Source organism: Shewanella mangrovisoli, from assembly GCF_019457635.1.
GTDB lineage: Bacteria > Pseudomonadota > Gammaproteobacteria > Enterobacterales > Shewanellaceae > Shewanella > Shewanella mangrovisoli.
Map to the genome: position 1 here is coordinate 652,125 of NZ_CP080412.1, position 18,611 is coordinate 670,735.

The window sequence follows — 18,611 nt, forward strand, 5'->3', positions numbered from 1 at the left end:
GAGCTATCGTGCGCGATCTAGGCTAGGCTTAGCTCTGGTATTAAGGATTACTATCTTTGGAGAGCATTATGATCGCAGTCATTTTTGAAGTCGTGCCCACGAAAGAAGGCAAGGAAGAATATCTGCACGTGGCCGCTGAGATGCGCCAATATTTAGAAGGGCGTCAGGGGTTGATTTCAATTGAACGGTTTCAGAGCTTAACCGACGATGGCAAGGTGCTGAGCCTGTCGTTTTGGGATGATATGGCCTCTATTACCCAATGGCGTAATCAAATGGCCCACAGCATTGCTGAGCAATCTGGCATTGTGCCTTGCTTATTTAACTCTTATCGCATCCGTGTTGCCGAAGTGGTGCAAGACTATAGCGAAACAGTGCACGACGTGCCCGAGTAAGCTAAGCGCTTATATAAAAACAAAACCCATCGAAGTCGATGGGTTTTTTATTGCAATCAATCGGATAAAAAATAGCGTTAGCTTACTTTTCTTGCTGCGCTTTAAGCAGATCGCGGATCTCAGATAACAGCTCTTGATCTTTGGTCGGCGCTGGTGGAGCTTTCGGCGCTTCTTCCTGTTTGCGTTTTAGGCTGTTAATGGCTTTTAAGCCCATAAAAATCGCGAAGGCGATAATGGTAAAATCGATAACGGTTTGAATGAATTTACCGTAAGCAATCACCACCGCTGGTGCATCGCCCTGGGCGGCTTGCAACACTATGCTCAGATCGCTGAAATTCACGCCACCTAAGATGATCCCAATTGGCGGCATAATGATATCGGCCACAAAGGATGAGACTATCTTGCCAAAAGCGGCACCGATGATAATACCCACCGCCATATCGATCACATTGCCACGGGACGCAAAAGCCTTGAACTCTTTAATTAAGCTCATTAGGTTTCCTCCGAAATTAAAAATGAAATGTTAAATTTTATTGTGTTAACTGTATCAGGAAAACCTAAGGGTCTTTTGCTGCCTGTTACCTTGCCAAGCTTATAGGGGCTTAAGGATTAAGGCAATTCTGACATTCTGGATTTATCCTTCATCGGCTAATTTCAGCTCGGCAAGGTTACAATTGTTAAGTCGAACGAGGGTTATTGGGTTCTTGCTGGCCAATAAATTCCGGCACTTCTAATACCTGTGAACCCCAGCGTTTGAACAGGGCGGTATAAATAAACTCGATAAAGACACGGTATTTGCGCGGCAAATACGCCCGTTTGGGATAACTGAGCACTACTTTGGTTTGCACCATAGGGTAATCGTCGAGGAGTGGCACTAAATAGCCTTTCTCTATCGCCTCCTGCGCAATAATCGACGGCACGGCCGTAATGCCAAGCCCCGCAATGGCGGCTTCGCGGGCAATAGTGACATTGTTTACCGTGAGTTGGGTTACCGGTTCAATCACCACCCAAGACTGGCCATCAAACAGCTTCCACGCACCTTCGATATGCGCCGACTGTAAGCGGATCGCTTTATGCTTGGCTAAGTCCTGCGGCACTTTTGGCGTGCCATGTTCGGCTAAATAACTTGGGCTTGCCATCAAGGATTTGTAGGCGTTAACTAAGGAATAACTCTGCAGACGAGTATCGCTCGAGTCGGCGATTTGGAATAACAAATCGATACCTTCTTCTATCACATCCACCTTACGGTTAGTGAGCTCAGCCTCAATGGTGATATCGGGATAAAGGGTTAAAAACTGGGCGAAGATAGGTCCGAGGAACAATTGGCCTAATTCGATGGGGCACACTATTTTTAGGTTGCCTTTAATCAATTGCTGATGGGCGCTGAGTTGATTTTCGGCGCTCTGCAGATCGCTCAAGATCTTATTGATCCGATTGTAGTAACTCGATCCCGCCTCGGTGAGTTTGAGGGCGCGGGTCGTTCGGAATAACAATTGGGTACCAGTATCTGACTCCAGTTCGGCAATCTTGCGGCTGACAGTGGCCTTAGTTAAACCAAGGGCCTTAGCGGCGCCAGTGAAGCTGCCTTGCTCGACCACTTGGGCAAATATCTGCACACGATTGAGATCCATGATTGTTACACCTGTGAAACAGTGGGTTGATTTTTAGCTATCTAATAAACGTGATGAGACAGTAGTACACTAGCACTCACTAATCAAGGAGTCATTCATGTCCAAAAGTAAACTCATCATCGCCGTTCCACTATTGCTCGCTGCCGTTGCGGGTGGCGGTTATTACTGGTGGACGCAGGTTCGTTTTATCGAAACCACTGACAACGCCTATGTCGAGGCCGATATCTCCCATGTGAGCGTGAAAGTCCCTGGTTATGTGGTGTTATCCGATGTGACCGATAACCAACATGTGCGCAAAGGCGAGTTATTGGCGCAACTAGAAGATAATCAGTTTAGCGCTAAAGTCAGCCAAGCCGAGGCGTCACTCGCCAGTGCTAAGGCCGATCTGCAAACCTTAGCCGCTAAGGTGGAATTGCAGCACGCGTTGATCAGCCAAGCGAGTGCGGGGGTGGTCGCGGCGCAGGCCGACAAACTGCGTGCCGAGCAACAGTTAACTCGTGCTAAAAAGTTAAAAGTCAGCAACTACAGCTCGCAGGACGATGTCGACCAATTACAGGCTGGTTTTGATTCCGCCGCAGCTGGGTTGGATGAAGCCAAAGCACTGTTAGTGGCTAAAGAGCGTGAGCTGGCTGTATTCAATGCCCAGCTGAATCAAGCAGGCTCTGTTGTTGAACAGTCGAATGCGGCATTGGAGCTGGCTAAAATTCAGCTTAATGATACCCGCGTGACCGCACCTTTCTCTGGGGTGATTGGTAAACGCGGCGCTATGGTGGGGCAATATGTGCAACCCGGCCAGGCACTCTACAGTTTGGTTCCGGATGGGGCTGTGTGGATCACGGCGAACTTTAAAGAAACCCAAATCCAACATATGCAACCCGGACAGTCGGTGCAGGTCAGTCTCGATGCGTTTCCCGACAAAACCTTTACAGGTGTTATCGATAGTCTGTCACCGGCGTCCGGAGCCAAATTTAGTCTGCTGCCCGCCGAAAATGCCACGGGTAACTTCACTAAAATCGTGCAACGTATCCCTGTGCGGATCCGTTTAGATCTCTCAGCAGAAGAGGCGCGTGTCGTCCCCGGTTTAAGTGCTGTGGTCAAGGTCGATACTGCGTCGCATCCGACGACAGCCATCGCTGCTAACGTCGGTCGCTAAGTAGGTCGTTAACATGAGCACAATTGCTGCGGCACCTGAGGCTATCGCCGCGGGGGCTATACCGAGCGAATATGAGCGCGGTAGTCGCCGTTCATGGATTGCCGTTTTCGGTGGTTTGATTGGCGCCTTTATGGCGATCCTCGATATTCAAATCACCAATGCCTCGATGAAGGAAATCCAAGGCAGCCTCGGCGCGACGCTGGAGGAGGGCAGTTGGATTTCAACGGCTTATCTGGTTGCCGAGATGATTGCGATCCCGCTCTCGGGCTGGTTAAGCACAGGGCTTTCGGTCAGGCGTTATCTGCTGTGGACCACTGCTGCCTTTATCTTTGCTTCTATCCTGTGTTCGATTTCGTGGAACCTCGAAGCTATGATCGCCTTTCGGGCGTTGCAGGGCTTCTTTGGTGGCGCGCTGATCCCGCTGGCCTTTCGGTTGATCTTAGAATTTTTACCCGAGAATAAACGTGCCGTGGGGATGGCGTTATTCGGGGTGACTGCGACGTTTGCACCCTCGATTGGGCCAACTCTAGGTGGTTGGTTAACTGAGCATTTTAGCTGGCATTACCTGTTTTATATCAACGTGCCGCCTGGATTGCTGGTAATGGCGATGTTGGCCTATGGCCTCGAAAAGCGCCCTGTGGTGTGGGACAAACTGAAAAATGCCGACTTAGCGGGCATTGTCACTATGGCGTTAGGCATGGGCTGCCTCGAGGTTGTGCTTGAGGAAGGCAATCGTAAAGATTGGTTTGGCTCGGATTTGATCCGCAATCTCGCCATCATTGCCGCAGTGAATTTAGTGCTGTTTGTGTGGATCCAGCTTAAGCGTAAAGATCCTTTAGTGAATTTGCGCCTGCTCGGTAAACGCGATTTTGTGCTTTCGACCATAGCTTACTTTTTGCTGGGGATGGCACTCTTTGGTGCTATCTATTTGATCCCACTTTATTTGTCCCAAGTGCATGATTACACTCCGCTGGAAATTGGCGAAGTTATTATGTGGATGGGCTTCCCGCAGCTATTGGTATTACCATTAGTGCCGCGGTTAATGCAACGTTTCGACGGGCGTTACTTAGCCGCCTTCGGCTTTTTTATGTTTGCCCTCAGTTATTACATGAATAGCCAAATGACCGCCGATTACGCCGGGCCGCAGATGATCGCCTCCCAAGTGGTGCGCGCCTTAGGCCAGCCCTTTATCTTAGTGCCCATTGGCATGTTGGCGACGGCCCATTTAAAGCCCCACGAGAATCCTTCGGCTTCGACCGTGCTGAACGTGATGCGTAACTTAGGTGGCGCCTTTGGTATCGCGCTGGTGGCGACCTTAACCGATAACTTGGCCCGCAGCCATTTGGCCCATGTGAAGGAGTCTCTGCCTGCGGTCAGCACGCAGGCGCAGGAGTATTTGAATCAGAGCGCCAGTATGTTGCAACAGGGCGGCTCGGATCCCTATACCGCCTCCATGCAGGCCAAGGCGCTATTAGGGCAAACCATGAGTCAGCAGGCCTATATTCAAGCCTATAACGATGTGTTTCTGATTATGGGTGCCCTGTTGTTAATTGCCGTGGTGGCTGTGCTGCTTATCCGTAAACCTCAAGGGCCTGTCGCCCACGATGCGGTTGTCGAATAAGACTGACTCATTTCGTTTTCGCAATGCGTAACCCTTGCGCCTTAATTCCCCCAGGATTAAGGCGCTTTTTTATGTGTAGACCTGTGATAGACTCGAGCTCTTTTCCGGTTGTACGCAGAGCCTTTTTATGTCGATACAAGATTCAGTCGAGTGGCAAAATCTTAAATTTAATCAATTAACTGCTAACACTTTGTATGACATTCTCAAACTGAGAGTCGATGTGTTTGTGGTTGAGCAAGCCTGTGCTTACCCAGAGCTTGACGATAAAGATAGGCACCCTGAAACCCAGCATTTAATTGGCCTATCGCCCGCTGGCGAGTTACTCACCTATGCCCGCATTTTACCTCCGGGGCTGAGTTATCCCGAGGCCAGTATTGGCCGAGTCGTTGTGTCTCCTGCTGGACGAGGCAAAGGGTTGGCTATGCCTTTGATGCAACGGGCGATTGAATCGGCGCTCAGCACTTGGCCTGCTGCGGGTATCCAAATTGGTGCTCAGGATTATCTGAAAAGCTTCTACCAAAAACTCGGGTTTAGCGCCTGTTCCGAAATGTATTTGGAAGATGGTATTCCCCATATTGATATGCGCTATCAGCCTAAGTGATCTGGTTTTAAATAGCTGAATTTACTCTTATTAAGGAAATCAAATGACGACAGTGACGGACTATAAAATCAATCAACAACAACTCGTTTGCGTCGCGAGCTTTTTAGCGAAAGAAGGTAAAACCGAGGCCTTGATTGCGGCGCTCGCTTCGCTGATCCCCGATACGCGCCGCGAAGCGGGCTGCATCCGTTATGAGCTCAACGTCAGCCGTGATGAACCGCGCCGTGTGACTTTTGTGGAGAAGTTTGTCGATATCGCCGCATTCGATGAGCACTGCGCTAAGGATGCCATTCAGCATTATTTCCATCAGGTGATGCCCGAGTTAGTCGAGTCTTTCCATGTGGAAACTTATCATCAAGTGATTGCTTAACTCACTGGTTAAGTCGCGTAGCGGCAGAGGCTTGCAGTAGCAAAAACCTTAATCTGTTGATTTATTCGAGGTGGATTTGATACTGCAAGCTAATCATAAGTGCTCTGTGGAGGGCGTGATGGCTTAATCTCTATTCGATCAAAACTATTCACTGCCAAGTGTTAGGAGCGCGCAACAACTTGCATTATCGATTGTGTCATCGCGGTTTATTAATCCTTTCAATCCCATACCATGCTTTGTGCCTATCAAGTCGCTAAGCTTACTGCTTAACGTCAGCAATTACTGCGTTTAAGCCAGTTAACTCATGCTGGTCAGGTTTGTCGGGAGGCCATTGTCCTTCTAGACTTGATTAGTAATAGGTTCATCTCCCACCCCTTCCTATGGATGAAATCGGTAAGCCTGCTCCCGCACAAACACGTTGGAAACGGTGGTTGTTAGTACTCGACCCCGAGCAATGTCTGCCGGAGTGTAGTGAAGAACTGAAACAAGCGGCTTGGAACTGTGTAAAAGCAGTGTCGGCGGCCGAAGCCTTAGTATTGCTGCAAAAATATGAGTTGCGTGTCGCCATTGCCTTTATCAGCGACACTAACCAAACTGCGCTGGCGAAAGAAATTGCCATTATTCAAGCCGAATATCCCTCCTTGCATTGGATTGCCGTTACCGATAGCGCCTTGGAGCAGCATTGCAGCTGGCTCAGCGCCGCTAATTTTGTTGATTATTACCATCGCCCATTTGATTGGAATCGCTTTGCCGATACCCTTGGACACGCTTGGGGCATGGCGCAGTTGACGCCATCGAAAGGAGGGAAGGGACCTGCAAAGGTTTTAACGACAATTAAGGGGGAGCATCCCTTATTGCAACAGCTGCGTCAGCGGCTGCATAAATTTAGTCAGTCGGATGAAACCGTATTACTGAGCGGTGAAACGGGCTCAGGCAAAGGACTATGTGCTAAAACCTTACATAGTTTATCTAAAAGGCACGAAGGGCCATTTATCACAGTCAATTGTGGCGCGCTGCCTACAGGGCTTATCCATTCCACCCTCTTTGGCCATGAGAAAGGCGCCTTTACCGACGCCGATAAACGGTATATCGGTCATTTAGAGCAGGCCCATGGTGGGACACTGTTTTTAGATGAAATTGCAGATCTCCCCTTAGACTTACAGGTCAACTTACTGCACTTTTTGGACGATAAACACATTATGCGAATCGGCGGTAATGCGCCCATAAAAGTGGATTGCCGTTTGTTATTTGCCTCCCACCAAGATTTAGAGGCTGCGATTGACGAAGGCCGTTTTCGTGAGGATTTATATCACCGTATCAATGTTTTACGCCTGCATGTGCCAAGTTTGAGACAGTATAGCGACGAGGTCATGCTGCTCGCCGAACAATTCTTGCTAGAACATTCGGACAACTGTACTCAGTTTCATTTTAGTGACGATGCCCGCTGTGCGATGAAACACTACAATTGGCCGGGCAATGTGCGCGAGCTGCGTAACCGGATCCGCCGAGCCATGGTTTTAACCGATGACTGCATTATTACTGCGCAGTTGTTAGGGCTAGATTCACTCACTGCAAACCGTACCAGCCAAGATCTCGCGCGCTGCCGCGCAGAGCATGAGGCTGAAGTATTACTGAAAGCCATTAGCGATCATAAACATAATATTTCCGCCGCCGCCCGCTCATTAAATATCTCCAGAGCGACCTTCTATCGACTCCTGAAAAAGTGTCAGATCAAGGTGCCTTAGTCCGTCTATTTATCCTGCGACAGTCTGCTTCACCGCTGTGACACATCTTATCCAGTCATCACTTTTAATTTCTTATATATCAATGCATTAAATTTTGGCTTGTGGCTTGCTTAGTGCAGATGTTCACAATCCGGAATGCGCATATGCAGAGGTTGGTGGGTGCAGCGGGATTCCGTCCACAGGAAATTAGGAGAATGTTATGAAACTCAAATTATTGTTTCGTACTCTTCTACTTTGGGTCTGCACATTGATGGTATACGGTGTACAGGCTACGGTAGATAAGGTCGAGCTGGATGGTAATATTGTCAAGCAGACTACACTCGATGATTGGCAAACGATTAACTTAGGTAGCAGTACAGCGAATGTCACCACAGGAGTGATTGCCGACTTGCCACCACAAACGATTTTTTGGAAAGGGGGCTCTAAAGACACCTTAGATGTGACCGAATGGTGGTACAAAGACGGTGCCGTACCCGATAAGGATGACCTGCGCAATGGATATGCAGCTGCCTATTTTATTAATAACGGCAGTGGTAGTGATGACTTAGTGTTTTACTTTGGTGCTGAGCGTTATGCCAACAATGGTGACGCTATTATGGGATTTTGGTTCTTCCAAGATAAAGTCGGCCCTGGTCCAGGTAATAAATTTACCGGACAACACCAAGAAAACGACTTATTTATCATCATGGAATACCCTCAGGACTCGAACTCTGTGCCCTTTGTACAAGTGATGCGCTGGGTGAATTCGGGTGGTGATGTCTCTGAACATTTAGAACTGCTCTATGCCTCTGGCGATGCCGGAGCCAAATGTTTATCCGCTGGTGATACTGGCGTAGCCTGTGCCATTACCAATGAAAACTCCGAACTTGCTGGCGTGGCCAATGGTTTGTGGCCCTATGAAAACAAAGCGGGCATACCTAACACTTATCCCTATGAATCCTTCTTTGAAGGTCGTTTGAATGTAACCCAAGCCTTCTTGGCTGCGGGTGTGAATGAGATCCCTTGTTTTAGCAGCTTCTTGATTGAAACCCGGTCGTCTCGTTCTGAAACCGCCCAATTGAAGGACTTTTTAGGCGGCGATTTCCCTCTCTGTAGTATTGCGATTGCGAAAACCTGTAGTGCGACTGAGCTGACTGGCAGTAATCAATTCCGTATCGATTACACCTTGCAACTCACTAATACCGGGGTTGGTAGCATTGGTGCCGGTGAAACGGTCACCATCAACGATACACCTAGCAACGGTACTGCATTTAGCATTAGCCAAGCCTTGAGCGCGTTTGCTAATGGTGCTGATGGTTGGGCTCCTAACGAAATGCTGACCTATACAGGGTATTACATCTCTGATGTGAATGGTGGTACTAACACTGTCGATGCCAGTGTGAGCTTTGGCTCTGCTAGCATTAGTGCCGATCCCTACACTGCAACCTGCGATTCGTTGGCGTTGAGTCCTATGTTGTCCATTGTGAAAAACTGTAGCGTTTCATTGGCAGAAAACAGCGGTTTGGTCGCTCTGCGAAAAGACTACGACATTACCGTCTGTAACACGGGGGACGCACCGTTGGATGTCTCTCTGACCGACTCTGTGGACAGTAGTTTAAATGCCACATTCAGTTTGGATTTTGCGAAACAGTGCTTGACCAACAACGATTGTGGCTCGGGTTATAGCTGCGATGGTAACAGCCTAATGTGTACCAATACGGCGGGTGAAGTGGAAGGTAACTTTGGGGGAAATGTTTGTGAGTTAACCCAAAGCCATTACTTCCCAAGCACATTACCTACAGGTGCCGACGGTACTTTATCTAACACCGCAACGGCGAGGGCGACTTCTCCTGTGGTTGATACGGGCGATTTAGCGACAATTGGTAACTCGGATACCGCGAGCTGCGACTTGTGTCCATTACCCGTGCAAGAATAGTTAACTAAGTTGTGTATTAGCAAAAAGGGCCGTCATTACGGCCCTTTTTATTTGCTCATATTATCTATTTTTACCTTTACCACCAGTACCTGTGCTGGTATCCGTCGTGCCGCCGCTTGTGGTGCTAGGGCTGATAGTGACAGTTGCAACGGCGCTCAGTTTGCCATCACTCACTGTATAGCTAAAGCTATCACTGCCTTTAAAGCGCTTAGAGGGCACATAGGTCAGGGTATTGTTAGCGTTGACAGTCACTTTTCCATTCAGTCCTTGAGTGGTGCCACTGATAAACAGGCTGTCACCATCTAAATCGCTGTCATTGGCCAGCACATTCAGTACAGTGCTCGCGCTGATATCGTTGAAATCATCATTCACAGCGAGTGGCGCAGTATTACTGGTTGCCGCAGTCAACAGTACGCTACCTGAACTCACCGCTTGCTGTGAGCTAGTTTGGTTGCTGCTAATCACTTTCCAAGTATTGCTACCGCTCGCTTGAAGCGCTTCTAACGACAGTGTCAGATGCAGATTGCTTTGTGGCGCAAGTGTCACACTGTTGTTTGCTAAGTTTGCGTATAAACCCGCATCGGCTTGGGTTGTCAGGCTGTAAGTGGTTTCTGGGCAGGCGCTGCTGTCATTGTTGGTGAGCAGCAAATCGACTGAGCCTTGTTGCCCCTGTTGCAATTGTGAGACTGCCGCTTGTACCGTCAAGCTGCTAGTGCCACGGATACACTGAGCAGTACTGTTTTGCATGACTACATCTAAGGTGACAGAGGAAGCGTCTGATGCGACGACATCGATACGGACACCTTGCTGTTCAAAGGATTGTCCTGGAGCCAAGCTGATGTCATCCCAATCATAGCTGCTGCTGTTTGGTGTTGGGTCCAGCAAATAGCTGCTAGCGGCATTGTTGCTAGCGCCTTCGCGTAATCTTACGCCATTGAGCATAGCGGCAGCTTCGTTGGCCAGTGAGCTATCAAATCCGGTTGGCTGGCGATATTCAACATAGTAAAACAGCTCGTTACCTGAAGAATCTTGGCCATTGGGAATTTTTAACAGCAGGGGGAAGTTACCCTCAGCCTCTACGGGAGATAGGGTCACCCGAGAATCGGCAGTGACGGTTTTGATACGATCGCCACTCAGCCAACCTAATTGCTCCTTGTGGAATGCATTGAAATGCTTAGGTGTATTAGTACCACTCATTGCACTGAGATAGTCGCCATATTCAGTGATAGTGCATTGGCTGCTGTCAGCGGTGGTAACGGTACCACAATCCTTTTTATTGGCATGGAATAAGCCAAGGTTGTGCCCTAATTCATGGTTAATCGTGGATAACTGTACTCGTTTGATCCAACTACGCTTGCCTGCCACATTGGCCTTACCTGACCAAGTACACTTAGGGTGAGTCGGGATCAAGTACATAACATGGTCGTAATTATTGAGGTTAAAGCCACGGGCACTGAGTTCTTGGTCTGCGGCTAAGGCAACGGCGTCTGTGTTACATACAGAGACATCCACATCGACTGTAACTGGGCTGGTAGTGTCGCCCGAGAGGGAAACTGCGCCATAGGAGTTTTCTTCGTAGAAGGCCGAAGATTGATTAAACAACAGATCTTGGATCTCGGCTTCAGTCAGTTTTACGATCGGATTGATCGCAAAGTTGACTTCTGCCACTAATACGCTTCTGTTGCCACTGATAGGTGTGATGGCCGAGTTGACGGTTTGAGCCGAAGAAGTCGTTTCATTGGTTTGCAGTAAGCTGACGCTGCTATCACTCACCTGCAATTGTTTGCCATTAGCATGGCCAAACACACGGACGCTTTGACCGGGTTTTAACCAACGAGGTGTCGATGCTAAGGCTAAATTATGTACTTCGCCTTGTTTACCGTGGAGACGAAACGTTTCAATGGCATGCTCCGGGAAATCTTCCACCTCGAGGGACAGCGTGCCTTCAAAAGGACGCATATCTGCAGCGAGGACAGTGTTGGTGAGCAGTAAACTGCTTAGCATCATGGCAGAGTATTTCATTGTTTATCTCTTCAGGTTTAGGGCAAAACGTGAAACTTATGGGCACTAACGTTCAATTAGGGGACATAAGTTCCATTTAACAATGCAAACAGTTTTTGAGCTGTTTCGCGGGGGCATTCTAGGATAGAGAAAAATGAATGTATATAGGCTGAAACCCAGTAAAAATGCGGGTTTCAGCTGATATCGTTGAAATGAAAGAAATAAAATTGTTCAAAAAATATACTGGTTAAACCAGACTGAATTTTGACTGTTTTTCATTCATTTAGCAGTTAGTTTATTGTTGAAAATGTTTTTGGATACAGAAACAGCCAGTTATTGGTGTGAGTCAAATAAAAATGGCAATGTCTAAATTTTGACACCTGTTTTTTGTCACTCGCTAGCGATGTTTGGCTTTTGTCTTCATTGCATAGGATTAATCTGGCCTGTGGTGTGGGGCTTATTACCTTTGGTGCAATATTATCAACTAACGCTTGAAGCTGATTTCTTCCCTCTGCAGCGATAGGTTTTAGTCCAGTTTTTAACTCGGTCTAAAGTTGACTTAAACTCACAGTTAATTCGATATCACCTTAGGGGAAGAAGATATATTCGCTAGGATTCTCTTACGCCAGCATCACATGTCTACTGTGGATGGATTGCTCTGAATGTTGAGGCAATCTATGCCACTTGCAGGCTATGACAAGGTGAACTTAGGAGAAAACCTAGCGCAGCAATGGACAGCGCAATAAGGGCTAGCGAAACAAGGAGCCAAAAAGGGATTGAGATAAGAGTGCTGTCACTCCATGCCTATAAGTGATATCTCCAATTTTTATCAGGCTACAAAGTTTCACTTCAAGATCAGCTCAATCAGTCCTCTCCATCTAAATACTGCAAAAAAATTACTTAACATATATGTTTTTTCATATATGCTTTATTCCATATGTAATCTGATCATTTTGGGAGCACTCGATGCAACCCGTCGCATTTTTTAAAGCCCTTGCCGATGAGACTCGGCTGAAATGTTTATTGCTTATTCAGCGAGAAGGGGAGCTGTGCGTCTGTGAATTAATGGCTGCGCTGTCGGAGATCCAACCTAAGATCTCCCGGCATTTAGCGCAGTTAAAAAAAGCAGGGATCTTAGTCGATAGGCGCCAAGGCCAATGGGTGTTTTATCAAATTAATCCAGAGCTTAATGCTTGGTGCCAGCAAGTATTGGCGCAAAGTTGTGAGGCCAACAGCGTGTTTTTAGCTGAGAGTATGCAGAACCTGTGCAGTATGGGGGCTCGTCCCGAACGAGCTAAAGCCTGTTGCTGAGTCTCAAACAATGCAATTTATAAATAGAGGTCGTTATGGGGATCTTTGAACGTTATTTAAGTGTCTGGGTTGGCTTGAGTATTCTCGCTGGGGTTGTGCTTGGTAATCTCGCTCCAAATGTATTTGCTGCCGTTGCGGCGATTGAATTTGCCCATGTGAATTTGATTATTGCGTTATTTATCTGGGTGATGATCTATCCCATGATGGTGCAAATTGACTTTTCGGCAGTCAAGAATGTCAGTAAGACCCCGAAGGGATTACTGCTAACGCTGACCATTAACTGGTTGATTAAACCCTTTACCATGGCCTTACTCGGCTGGTTATTCTTTAAACTGGCGTTTGCCGATTGGGTCGACCCGCAAACGGCGGGTGAATATATTGCGGGGATGATTCTCCTTGGTGTCGCCCCTTGCACCGCCATGGTGTTTGTCTGGAGCCAACTGACGAAGGGCGATCCTAACTACACTTTAGTGCAAGTCTCTGTTAACGATATCATTATGGTGTTTTTATTTGCACCGCTCTCTGCATTGTTGCTGGGTGTGAGTGATATTCAAGTGCCATGGGAAACCCTGCTGCTTTCAGTGGTGTTATATGTCTTATTGCCCTTAGTCGCAGGCGTGCTGACTCGTAAACGTTTAGAGGCTCGCCATGACGCCACTGCCGTGCCGCAGTTATTGGCTAAACTAAAACCTTGGTCTGTGATTGGGCTATTAGCGACGGTTGTGCTGCTGTTCGGCTTTCAGGCCAAGACCATCCTTAGCCAACCGCAGAACATTCTATTAATCGCCATCCCATTGATTATTCAGAGCTATGGCATCTTTATCTTGACCTACTGGCTGGCGTTAAAACTCAAATTGACCCATGCGATTGCCGCGCCCGCGAGCATGATAGGTTCTTCTAACTTCTTTGAGTTAGCCGTGGCCGTGGCGATTTCACTCTTTGGTTTACATTCGGGGGCCGCGCTGGCGACCGTGGTGGGCGTGTTGGTTGAAGTGCCTGTGATGTTGTCTTTAGTGTACTTTGCCAATCGCACCCGCCATTGGTTTACGACTTAATCTGTTTTTAAAATAAATAATATTAAAAATCAATAAATTGTAAGTTAACTAGGTAGTTATAAATCATGGCAATTAAAATCGGGATTAATGGATTTGGGCGCATGGGACGTTTGGCTCTGCGTGCGGCGTGGGAATGGGATGATGTTGAGTTTGTGCAGATCAACGATCCCGCTGGGGATGCGGCTACCTTGGCTCATTTGCTTGAGTTCGATTCAGTTCACGGTCGCTGGCATTATCCGGTCACGGCGAATCAGGATGGTATTCACATCCAAGACAAAACCATTCGCACCACACGTAATAAGACGATTGCCGAGACCGATTGGTCGGGATGCGATGTGGTGATTGAAGCCTCAGGGGTGATGAAAACCAAAGCCTTACTACAAGCCTATTTAGATCAAGGTGTAAAGCGGGTGGTAGTGACGGCGCCAGTCAAAGAGGAAGGAGTGTTAAATGTGGTGATGGGAGTGAATCATCAGTTATACGATCCGGCTATTCATCCGATTGTGACCGCGGCTTCCTGCACTACCAACTGTCTTGCGCCTGTGGTGAAAGTGATCCATGAGCAGATTGGCATCAAGCACGGCTCTATGACTACTATCCATGATATTACCAACACCCAGACGATTCTGGATGCACCGCATAAGGATCTGCGCCGCGCCCGCGCCTGTGGGTTAAGTTTAATCCCCACCACCACGGGCAGTGCGACGGCAATTACTCATATTTTCCCAGAGCTTAAGGGGAAGCTAAATGGTCATGCAGTAAGGGTACCGCTCGCTAACGCATCTCTAACCGACTGTGTATTTGAGCTGGAGCGCAGCGTGACTGAAGCAGAAGTGAATGCGCTGCTACAAACCGCCGCCGAAGGCGAACTGAAGGGTATTTTAGGTTATGAGGAGCGGCCGTTAGTGTCGGTTGATTATAAAACCGATCCCCGTTCGAGCATTGTCGATGCGCTTTCGACCATGGTGGTGAATGGGACTCAGCTAAAACTTTACGTGTGGTACGACAATGAGTGGGGATACGCCAATCGTACGGCAGAGCTTGCCCGTTTAGTCGGCCAGCTTGATCTGCCGCGTTAGGAGAGCACTGTGCCTGCTGCCAAGCTATTTGAGCAACTGATGCAATTGTCCGCTGCTGTGCGGCAATATTTGCTGATCACCTTCAATTATTGGAGTTTTACCTTAACCGATGGTGCGCTGCGGATGTTGGTGGTACTGCATTTTCACGATCTCGGTTATACGCCATTCGCGATTGCGATGTTGTTCTTGTTCTATGAGATTTTTGGTGTCGTGACCAATCTGGTGGGCGGTTATCTCGGCGTTCGCCTAGGGCTTAATCGCACTATGAATCTAGGTCTTGGCATGCAGGTGTTGGCATTAGGGATGTTATTGGTGCCAGCGGCCAGTTTACCGCTGTGGCTTGCGGGCGTGCCCTGGGTGATGGCGGCGCAGGCTCTTTCGGGTATTGCTAAAGATCTCAACAAGATGAGCGCAAAAAGCGCGATTAAATTGCTGGTGCCAAAGGGTGAGCAGGGCAGGCTTTACCATTGGGTTGCTCTGCTAACCGGGTCTAAAAATGCCCTTAAAGGGGCGGGATTTTTCCTCGGTGGCGCCTTGCTGGCGGGATTGGGTTTCAATATGGCGATTGCCGCCATGATGGCCGTGCTTGCGCTAGTGTGGTTAATGAGTTTGGTCTTGCTGAAAAAGGATTTGGGGAAAGCGAAGAATAAACCTAAGTTTACCGAGATTTTTTCTAAGAGTCGCAGTGTGAATATTCTCTCGGCGGCGCGCCTGTTTTTGTTTGCCGCAAGGGATGTGTGGTTTGTGGTGGCGCTGCCCGTGTATCTGGCGAGTCAATGGGGCTGGGATCATTGGGCCGTGGGCGGCTTTTTGGCGCTCTGGGTGATAGCTTACGGCATAGTGCAAACCTTAGCTCCGAAGATCACTGGCTCGAGTCGGGCAGAAGCTAACACTTCGCAGCGCATTCCCGACGGTTATACCGCCTTAGTTTGGTCGACGTTATTAGCTTTTGTTCCCGCGTTAATTGCACTCAGTTTATATCTGGATTTCTCACCACAGCTCAGTCTGATCTTGGGGCTGATGTTATTTGGTGGACTGTTTGCGATTAACTCTTCATTGCACAGCTATTTAATTGTGAGTTACGCCAGTGAAGAGGCGGTATCCCTCGATGTTGGGTTCTACTATATGGCTAATGCCATGGGGCGTTTAGTGGGAACTGTACTTTCGGGCTGGGTGTATCAGAGTTATGGACTGGTGGCCTGTTTGTGGATTTCGACGGCCTTTATTGCAATAACGGCACTGATCTCTATCAAGCTGCCTCGACAAGTCAAAGGATAGCAAGATGTTGAGCTGGCGAAAGCGTTTACCGGGCGTTAGAACCATTTGCCTTGTCTGCATGGCTTCGCTATTCGCTGTTTCACCGCTTTTCGCATCGGTTACACCTGCTTCAAATTCCGCATTGGCTGAGAAACCAAATCTCGCGCCAAAGCCTATTCGAGATTGGAAAAATCCCGCCTACATTATCCAAGCCTTTGATGAGATAGCCCTTAAAAATGAATACGATAAAGATAAACATCGGGTACGGAAATGGCGTCAGCCCGTGCGCGTCTTTGTCGAGCATCAAGTGAGCGATACTGGGTTGCATGCACAATTGGTGCAAATGCATTTAAGCCATCTGGCACAAATTACCGGCCACAGTATTGTCAAGGTGGATGCGCTCGAAGAGGCCAATTTACACTTAGTCTTTACCCGTCAATCCCAATGGGCCGATGTGGTGAGGCGTCTGATGGGGTCAAGTGCGGCCAGTAATATTCATGGCTCTGTTTGTATGGGCAAATTTGCGCTTAATTCCCAGAGTGAGATTGAGCGCGCTTGGGTCGTTATCCCGGTCGACCAAGCGCAAATGCATGGCAAATTGGTGGCCTGCGTGGTGGAAGAAATCACCCAAGTGTTGGGTCTACCCAATGATTCGGTGAAAGTATTTCCTTCCATTTTTAACGATAAAACACCGCAGGATTTACTCACTGGGCTGGATTATATTTTGCTGAAACTGCTTTACAGTGCGGATATTCATGCCGGCATGACGGCCGCCGAAGTGCAACCCATATTGCAAAAACAACTCGAACAATGGCAGCGGGATGGCACGCTGACACAAGCCGATAAAGCGGTTCGTCAGGGCCAGTTGTACCCACTGTTAGGTTATTGATCACCAAGGTTTTACATCGAAAGTTGGCTTTGATCATGCTTTACCAATTATTCCTTTTTCTTTTAGGAATAAGGGCATAGTCTATCTTTAAAAGAGATAAACATGCTGGAGGCAAGCTATGCAGATGACATTGCAGTTTTTGGGCGCGACCGAGGAAGTGACTGGCTCGTGCCACTTACTCACAGTGGCAGGTAAGCAAATGCTGCTTGATTGCGGCCTCATTCAAGGCGGCAAGGCCGATGAGTTACGTAATCACGAACCTTTTAGCTTCGATCCCCTTGCGATTTCAGCCGTTGTCTTGAGTCACGCCCATATTGATCATTCGGGCCGCTTACCCCTGTTGGTTAAGGCAGGCTATACCGGGCCGATTTTTACCCATAAAGCAACGGCAGAGCTGTGTGCCATCATGCTAAAAGATGCCGCCATGTTGCAGGTGCGCGATACCGAAAGAACCAATAAAAAGCGTGCGAAGCATGAGTTGGAACCTCTAGAACCGCTATTTACCGTGGAAGATGCGGAGCAGGCCATTACTCAGTTTGTGTCAGTGGAATATGGCCAAGTCACCCAAGTGATCCCCCATGTGGATATTTGCTTATCGGATGCGGGGCATATTTTAGGCTCGGCACTGGTAGAGCTTTGGTTAGGTGAGGGGAAAGCGCAGAAAAAACTGGTATTTAGTGGCGATCTTGGCCGCGCTGGCATGCCGATATTACGTAATCCCACCTTAGTCGACACCGCCGACTTAGTACTAATGGAAAGCACCTACGGTAATCGTTTCCACCGCAGCTGGACCGATACTCTGGCCGAGTTAAAGGCTATTTTCGCCAAGGCGGTGACCGAGAGTCACGGTAATATTCTGTTGCCGGCCTTCTCCGTTGGGCGTGCGCAGGAGCTTTTGTATCTATTTCATTTATATGCCAAAGAGTGGGATCTCTCCCGCTGGAAAGTCTGCCTCGATAGTCCTATGGCGATTGAGGCGACGCGGGTGTATGTCAATAATTACCCCTTAATGGATGATGATTTTAAGCGCTTTACGCGCCAGCATCCTGGGCAACATCCGTTATTGTCGAATGTAGAATTTATCCAAACGACCGAGGAGTCTATCGCCCTAAACGATGTGCACAAAGGATTGATCATTATTGCGGGCAGCGGCATGTGTAACGGTGGCCGTATCCGTAGTCATTTAGAGCACAATCTATGGCGCCCTGAATGCGATGTGATTATCTGCGGCTATCAAGCACTTGGTACGCCGGGACGCGCCTTAGTCGATGGCGCCGAGGAGCTGACTATCCATGGTCGTAGCATTAAAGTTGCCGCTAAATTGCATACAGTCGGAGGCTTATCGGCCCATGCGGATCAGGCGGAGTTATTACGTTGGTATCGACATTTTGAAGCGCAGCCGCCCCTGGTGCTTGTTCACGGCGAACCCGAAGCGCAGCAGGGATTAGTCGCGGTGATGAATCAAGACTCGAAAACCAAACCTAAGGCGCTGGCTATTGCCACCCGTGGCGATATGTTGGATTTAAATGCCTTACCCAAATTAGTCTGGGTGACAGCTTAAGTGATTGCCCGCAGCTCTGTGTTCTGTGGG

16 protein-coding genes are annotated in these 18,611 nt (G+C 48.4%); 13 read left to right on the top strand and 3 right to left on the bottom strand.

The genetic code is table 11. The features are described 5' to 3' along the window. Window positions 1-68 precede the first annotated feature (68 nt). Window positions 69-392, top strand: coding sequence for an antibiotic biosynthesis monooxygenase family protein (locus K0H60_RS02910; RefSeq protein WP_011627310.1), 324 nt, complete (start codon window positions 69-71; stop codon window positions 390-392). An 82-nt stretch (window positions 393-474) separates the two neighbouring features. Here the strand turns inward: K0H60_RS02910 and mscL are convergent, their stop codons facing one another. Continuing rightward, window positions 475-885, bottom strand: a complete 411-nt coding sequence (mscL, locus tag K0H60_RS02915) for a large-conductance mechanosensitive channel protein MscL (RefSeq protein WP_011621323.1) — start codon at window positions 883-885, stop codon at window positions 475-477. Between the two features lie 184 nt (window positions 886-1,069). Continuing rightward, the gene (locus tag K0H60_RS02920) at window positions 1,070-2,023 is read right to left on the bottom strand and encodes a LysR family transcriptional regulator (protein ID WP_011621324.1); all 954 of its coding nucleotides are present in this window, start codon (window positions 2,021-2,023) and stop codon (window positions 1,070-1,072) included. Between the two features lie 97 nt (window positions 2,024-2,120). Between K0H60_RS02920 and K0H60_RS02925 the strand changes: the two genes are divergently transcribed. The 6 genes from K0H60_RS02925 to K0H60_RS02950 all read left to right on the top strand — a co-directional run bounded on the left by K0H60_RS02925 (window position 2,121) and on the right by K0H60_RS02950 (window position 9,428). Beyond that, window positions 2,121-3,176: an HlyD family secretion protein gene (locus K0H60_RS02925; RefSeq protein ID WP_220057221.1), complete on the top strand. Its 1,056-nt coding sequence runs from the start codon at window positions 2,121-2,123 to the stop codon at window positions 3,174-3,176. Between the two features lie 13 nt (window positions 3,177-3,189). Then, a complete protein-coding gene (locus tag K0H60_RS02930; RefSeq protein WP_220057222.1) occupies window positions 3,190-4,797 on the top strand; it encodes a DHA2 family efflux MFS transporter permease subunit in 1,608 nt (535 codons plus the stop codon). Window positions 4,798-4,924: 127 nt separating this feature from the next. Next, window positions 4,925-5,398 carry a GNAT family N-acetyltransferase gene (locus K0H60_RS02935; RefSeq protein ID WP_220057223.1) on the top strand — a complete coding sequence of 158 codons (474 nt, stop codon included), beginning with the start codon at window positions 4,925-4,927 and terminating at the stop codon, window positions 5,396-5,398. A 43-nt stretch (window positions 5,399-5,441) separates the two neighbouring features. Beyond that, window positions 5,442-5,768 carry a putative quinol monooxygenase gene (locus K0H60_RS02940; RefSeq protein WP_011715727.1) on the top strand — a complete coding sequence of 109 codons (327 nt, stop codon included), beginning with the start codon at window positions 5,442-5,444 and terminating at the stop codon, window positions 5,766-5,768. Between the two features lie 431 nt (window positions 5,769-6,199). Then, window positions 6,200-7,513 carry a sigma-54-dependent transcriptional regulator gene (locus tag K0H60_RS02945; RefSeq protein WP_258405786.1) on the top strand — a complete coding sequence of 438 codons (1,314 nt, stop codon included), beginning with the start codon at window positions 6,200-6,202 and terminating at the stop codon, window positions 7,511-7,513. 199 nt (window positions 7,514-7,712) lie between these two features. Continuing rightward, window positions 7,713-9,428, top strand: coding sequence for a hypothetical protein (locus K0H60_RS02950; protein WP_220057225.1), 1,716 nt, complete (start codon window positions 7,713-7,715; stop codon window positions 9,426-9,428). Between the two features lie 60 nt (window positions 9,429-9,488). On the opposite strand, the gene K0H60_RS02955 is transcribed toward K0H60_RS02950, so the two are convergent. Beyond that, window positions 9,489-11,450, bottom strand: coding sequence for an Ig-like domain-containing protein (locus tag K0H60_RS02955; protein WP_220057226.1), 1,962 nt, complete (start codon window positions 11,448-11,450; stop codon window positions 9,489-9,491). A 945-nt stretch (window positions 11,451-12,395) separates the two neighbouring features. Between K0H60_RS02955 and K0H60_RS02960 the strand changes: the two genes are divergently transcribed. The 6 genes from K0H60_RS02960 to K0H60_RS02985 all read left to right on the top strand — a co-directional run bounded on the left by K0H60_RS02960 (window position 12,396) and on the right by K0H60_RS02985 (window position 18,581). After that, on the top strand, window positions 12,396-12,740 hold the full coding sequence (locus tag K0H60_RS02960; protein ID WP_220057227.1) for a metalloregulator ArsR/SmtB family transcription factor: 345 nt from the start codon (window positions 12,396-12,398) through the stop codon (window positions 12,738-12,740). A 35-nt stretch (window positions 12,741-12,775) separates the two neighbouring features. After that, a complete protein-coding gene (gene arsB / locus K0H60_RS02965; protein WP_220057228.1) occupies window positions 12,776-13,795 on the top strand; it encodes an ACR3 family arsenite efflux transporter in 1,020 nt (339 codons plus the stop codon). Between the two features lie 65 nt (window positions 13,796-13,860). Beyond that, a complete protein-coding gene (locus K0H60_RS02970) occupies window positions 13,861-14,874 on the top strand; it encodes an ArsJ-associated glyceraldehyde-3-phosphate dehydrogenase (protein ID WP_220057229.1) in 1,014 nt (337 codons plus the stop codon). A gap of 39 nt (window positions 14,875-14,913) precedes the next feature. Continuing rightward, the gene (gene arsJ, locus K0H60_RS02975) at window positions 14,914-16,152 is read left to right on the top strand and encodes an organoarsenical effux MFS transporter ArsJ (protein WP_434086671.1); all 1,239 of its coding nucleotides are present in this window, start codon (window positions 14,914-14,916) and stop codon (window positions 16,150-16,152) included. A gap of 4 nt (window positions 16,153-16,156) precedes the next feature. Further along, window positions 16,157-17,020 carry a DUF2927 domain-containing protein gene (locus K0H60_RS02980; protein ID WP_220057231.1) on the top strand — a complete coding sequence of 288 codons (864 nt, stop codon included), beginning with the start codon at window positions 16,157-16,159 and terminating at the stop codon, window positions 17,018-17,020. Window positions 17,021-17,138: 118 nt separating this feature from the next. After that, window positions 17,139-18,581, top strand: a complete 1,443-nt coding sequence (locus K0H60_RS02985) for an MBL fold metallo-hydrolase RNA specificity domain-containing protein (protein ID WP_220057232.1) — start codon at window positions 17,139-17,141, stop codon at window positions 18,579-18,581. Window positions 18,582-18,611: the final 30 nt, after the last annotated feature.

What these genes read in the sequence shown, in the direction of transcription:
- K0H60_RS02910 (WP_011627310.1), top strand. Translation starts at nt 69, where the DNA reads ATGATCGCAGTCATTTTTGAAGTCGTGCCCACGAAAGAAGGCAAGGAA.
- mscL (WP_011621323.1), bottom strand. Translation starts at nt 885, where the DNA reads ATGAGCTTAATTAAAGAGTTCAAGGCTTTTGCGTCCCGTGGCAATGTG.
- K0H60_RS02920 (WP_011621324.1), bottom strand. Translation starts at nt 2,023, where the DNA reads ATGGATCTCAATCGTGTGCAGATATTTGCCCAAGTGGTCGAGCAAGGC.
- K0H60_RS02925 (WP_220057221.1), top strand. Translation starts at nt 2,121, where the DNA reads ATGTCCAAAAGTAAACTCATCATCGCCGTTCCACTATTGCTCGCTGCC.
- K0H60_RS02930 (WP_220057222.1), top strand. Translation starts at nt 3,190, where the DNA reads ATGAGCACAATTGCTGCGGCACCTGAGGCTATCGCCGCGGGGGCTATA.
- K0H60_RS02935 (WP_220057223.1), top strand. Translation starts at nt 4,925, where the DNA reads ATGTCGATACAAGATTCAGTCGAGTGGCAAAATCTTAAATTTAATCAA.
- K0H60_RS02940 (WP_011715727.1), top strand. Translation starts at nt 5,442, where the DNA reads ATGACGACAGTGACGGACTATAAAATCAATCAACAACAACTCGTTTGC.
- K0H60_RS02950 (WP_220057225.1), top strand. Translation starts at nt 7,713, where the DNA reads ATGAAACTCAAATTATTGTTTCGTACTCTTCTACTTTGGGTCTGCACA.
- K0H60_RS02955 (WP_220057226.1), bottom strand. Translation starts at nt 11,450, where the DNA reads ATGAAATACTCTGCCATGATGCTAAGCAGTTTACTGCTCACCAACACT.
- K0H60_RS02960 (WP_220057227.1), top strand. Translation starts at nt 12,396, where the DNA reads ATGCAACCCGTCGCATTTTTTAAAGCCCTTGCCGATGAGACTCGGCTG.
- arsB (WP_220057228.1), top strand. Translation starts at nt 12,776, where the DNA reads ATGGGGATCTTTGAACGTTATTTAAGTGTCTGGGTTGGCTTGAGTATT.
- K0H60_RS02970 (WP_220057229.1), top strand. Translation starts at nt 13,861, where the DNA reads ATGGCAATTAAAATCGGGATTAATGGATTTGGGCGCATGGGACGTTTG.
- arsJ (WP_434086671.1), top strand. Translation starts at nt 14,914, where the DNA reads ATGCAATTGTCCGCTGCTGTGCGGCAATATTTGCTGATCACCTTCAAT.
- K0H60_RS02980 (WP_220057231.1), top strand. Translation starts at nt 16,157, where the DNA reads ATGTTGAGCTGGCGAAAGCGTTTACCGGGCGTTAGAACCATTTGCCTT.
- K0H60_RS02985 (WP_220057232.1), top strand. Translation starts at nt 17,139, where the DNA reads ATGCAGATGACATTGCAGTTTTTGGGCGCGACCGAGGAAGTGACTGGC.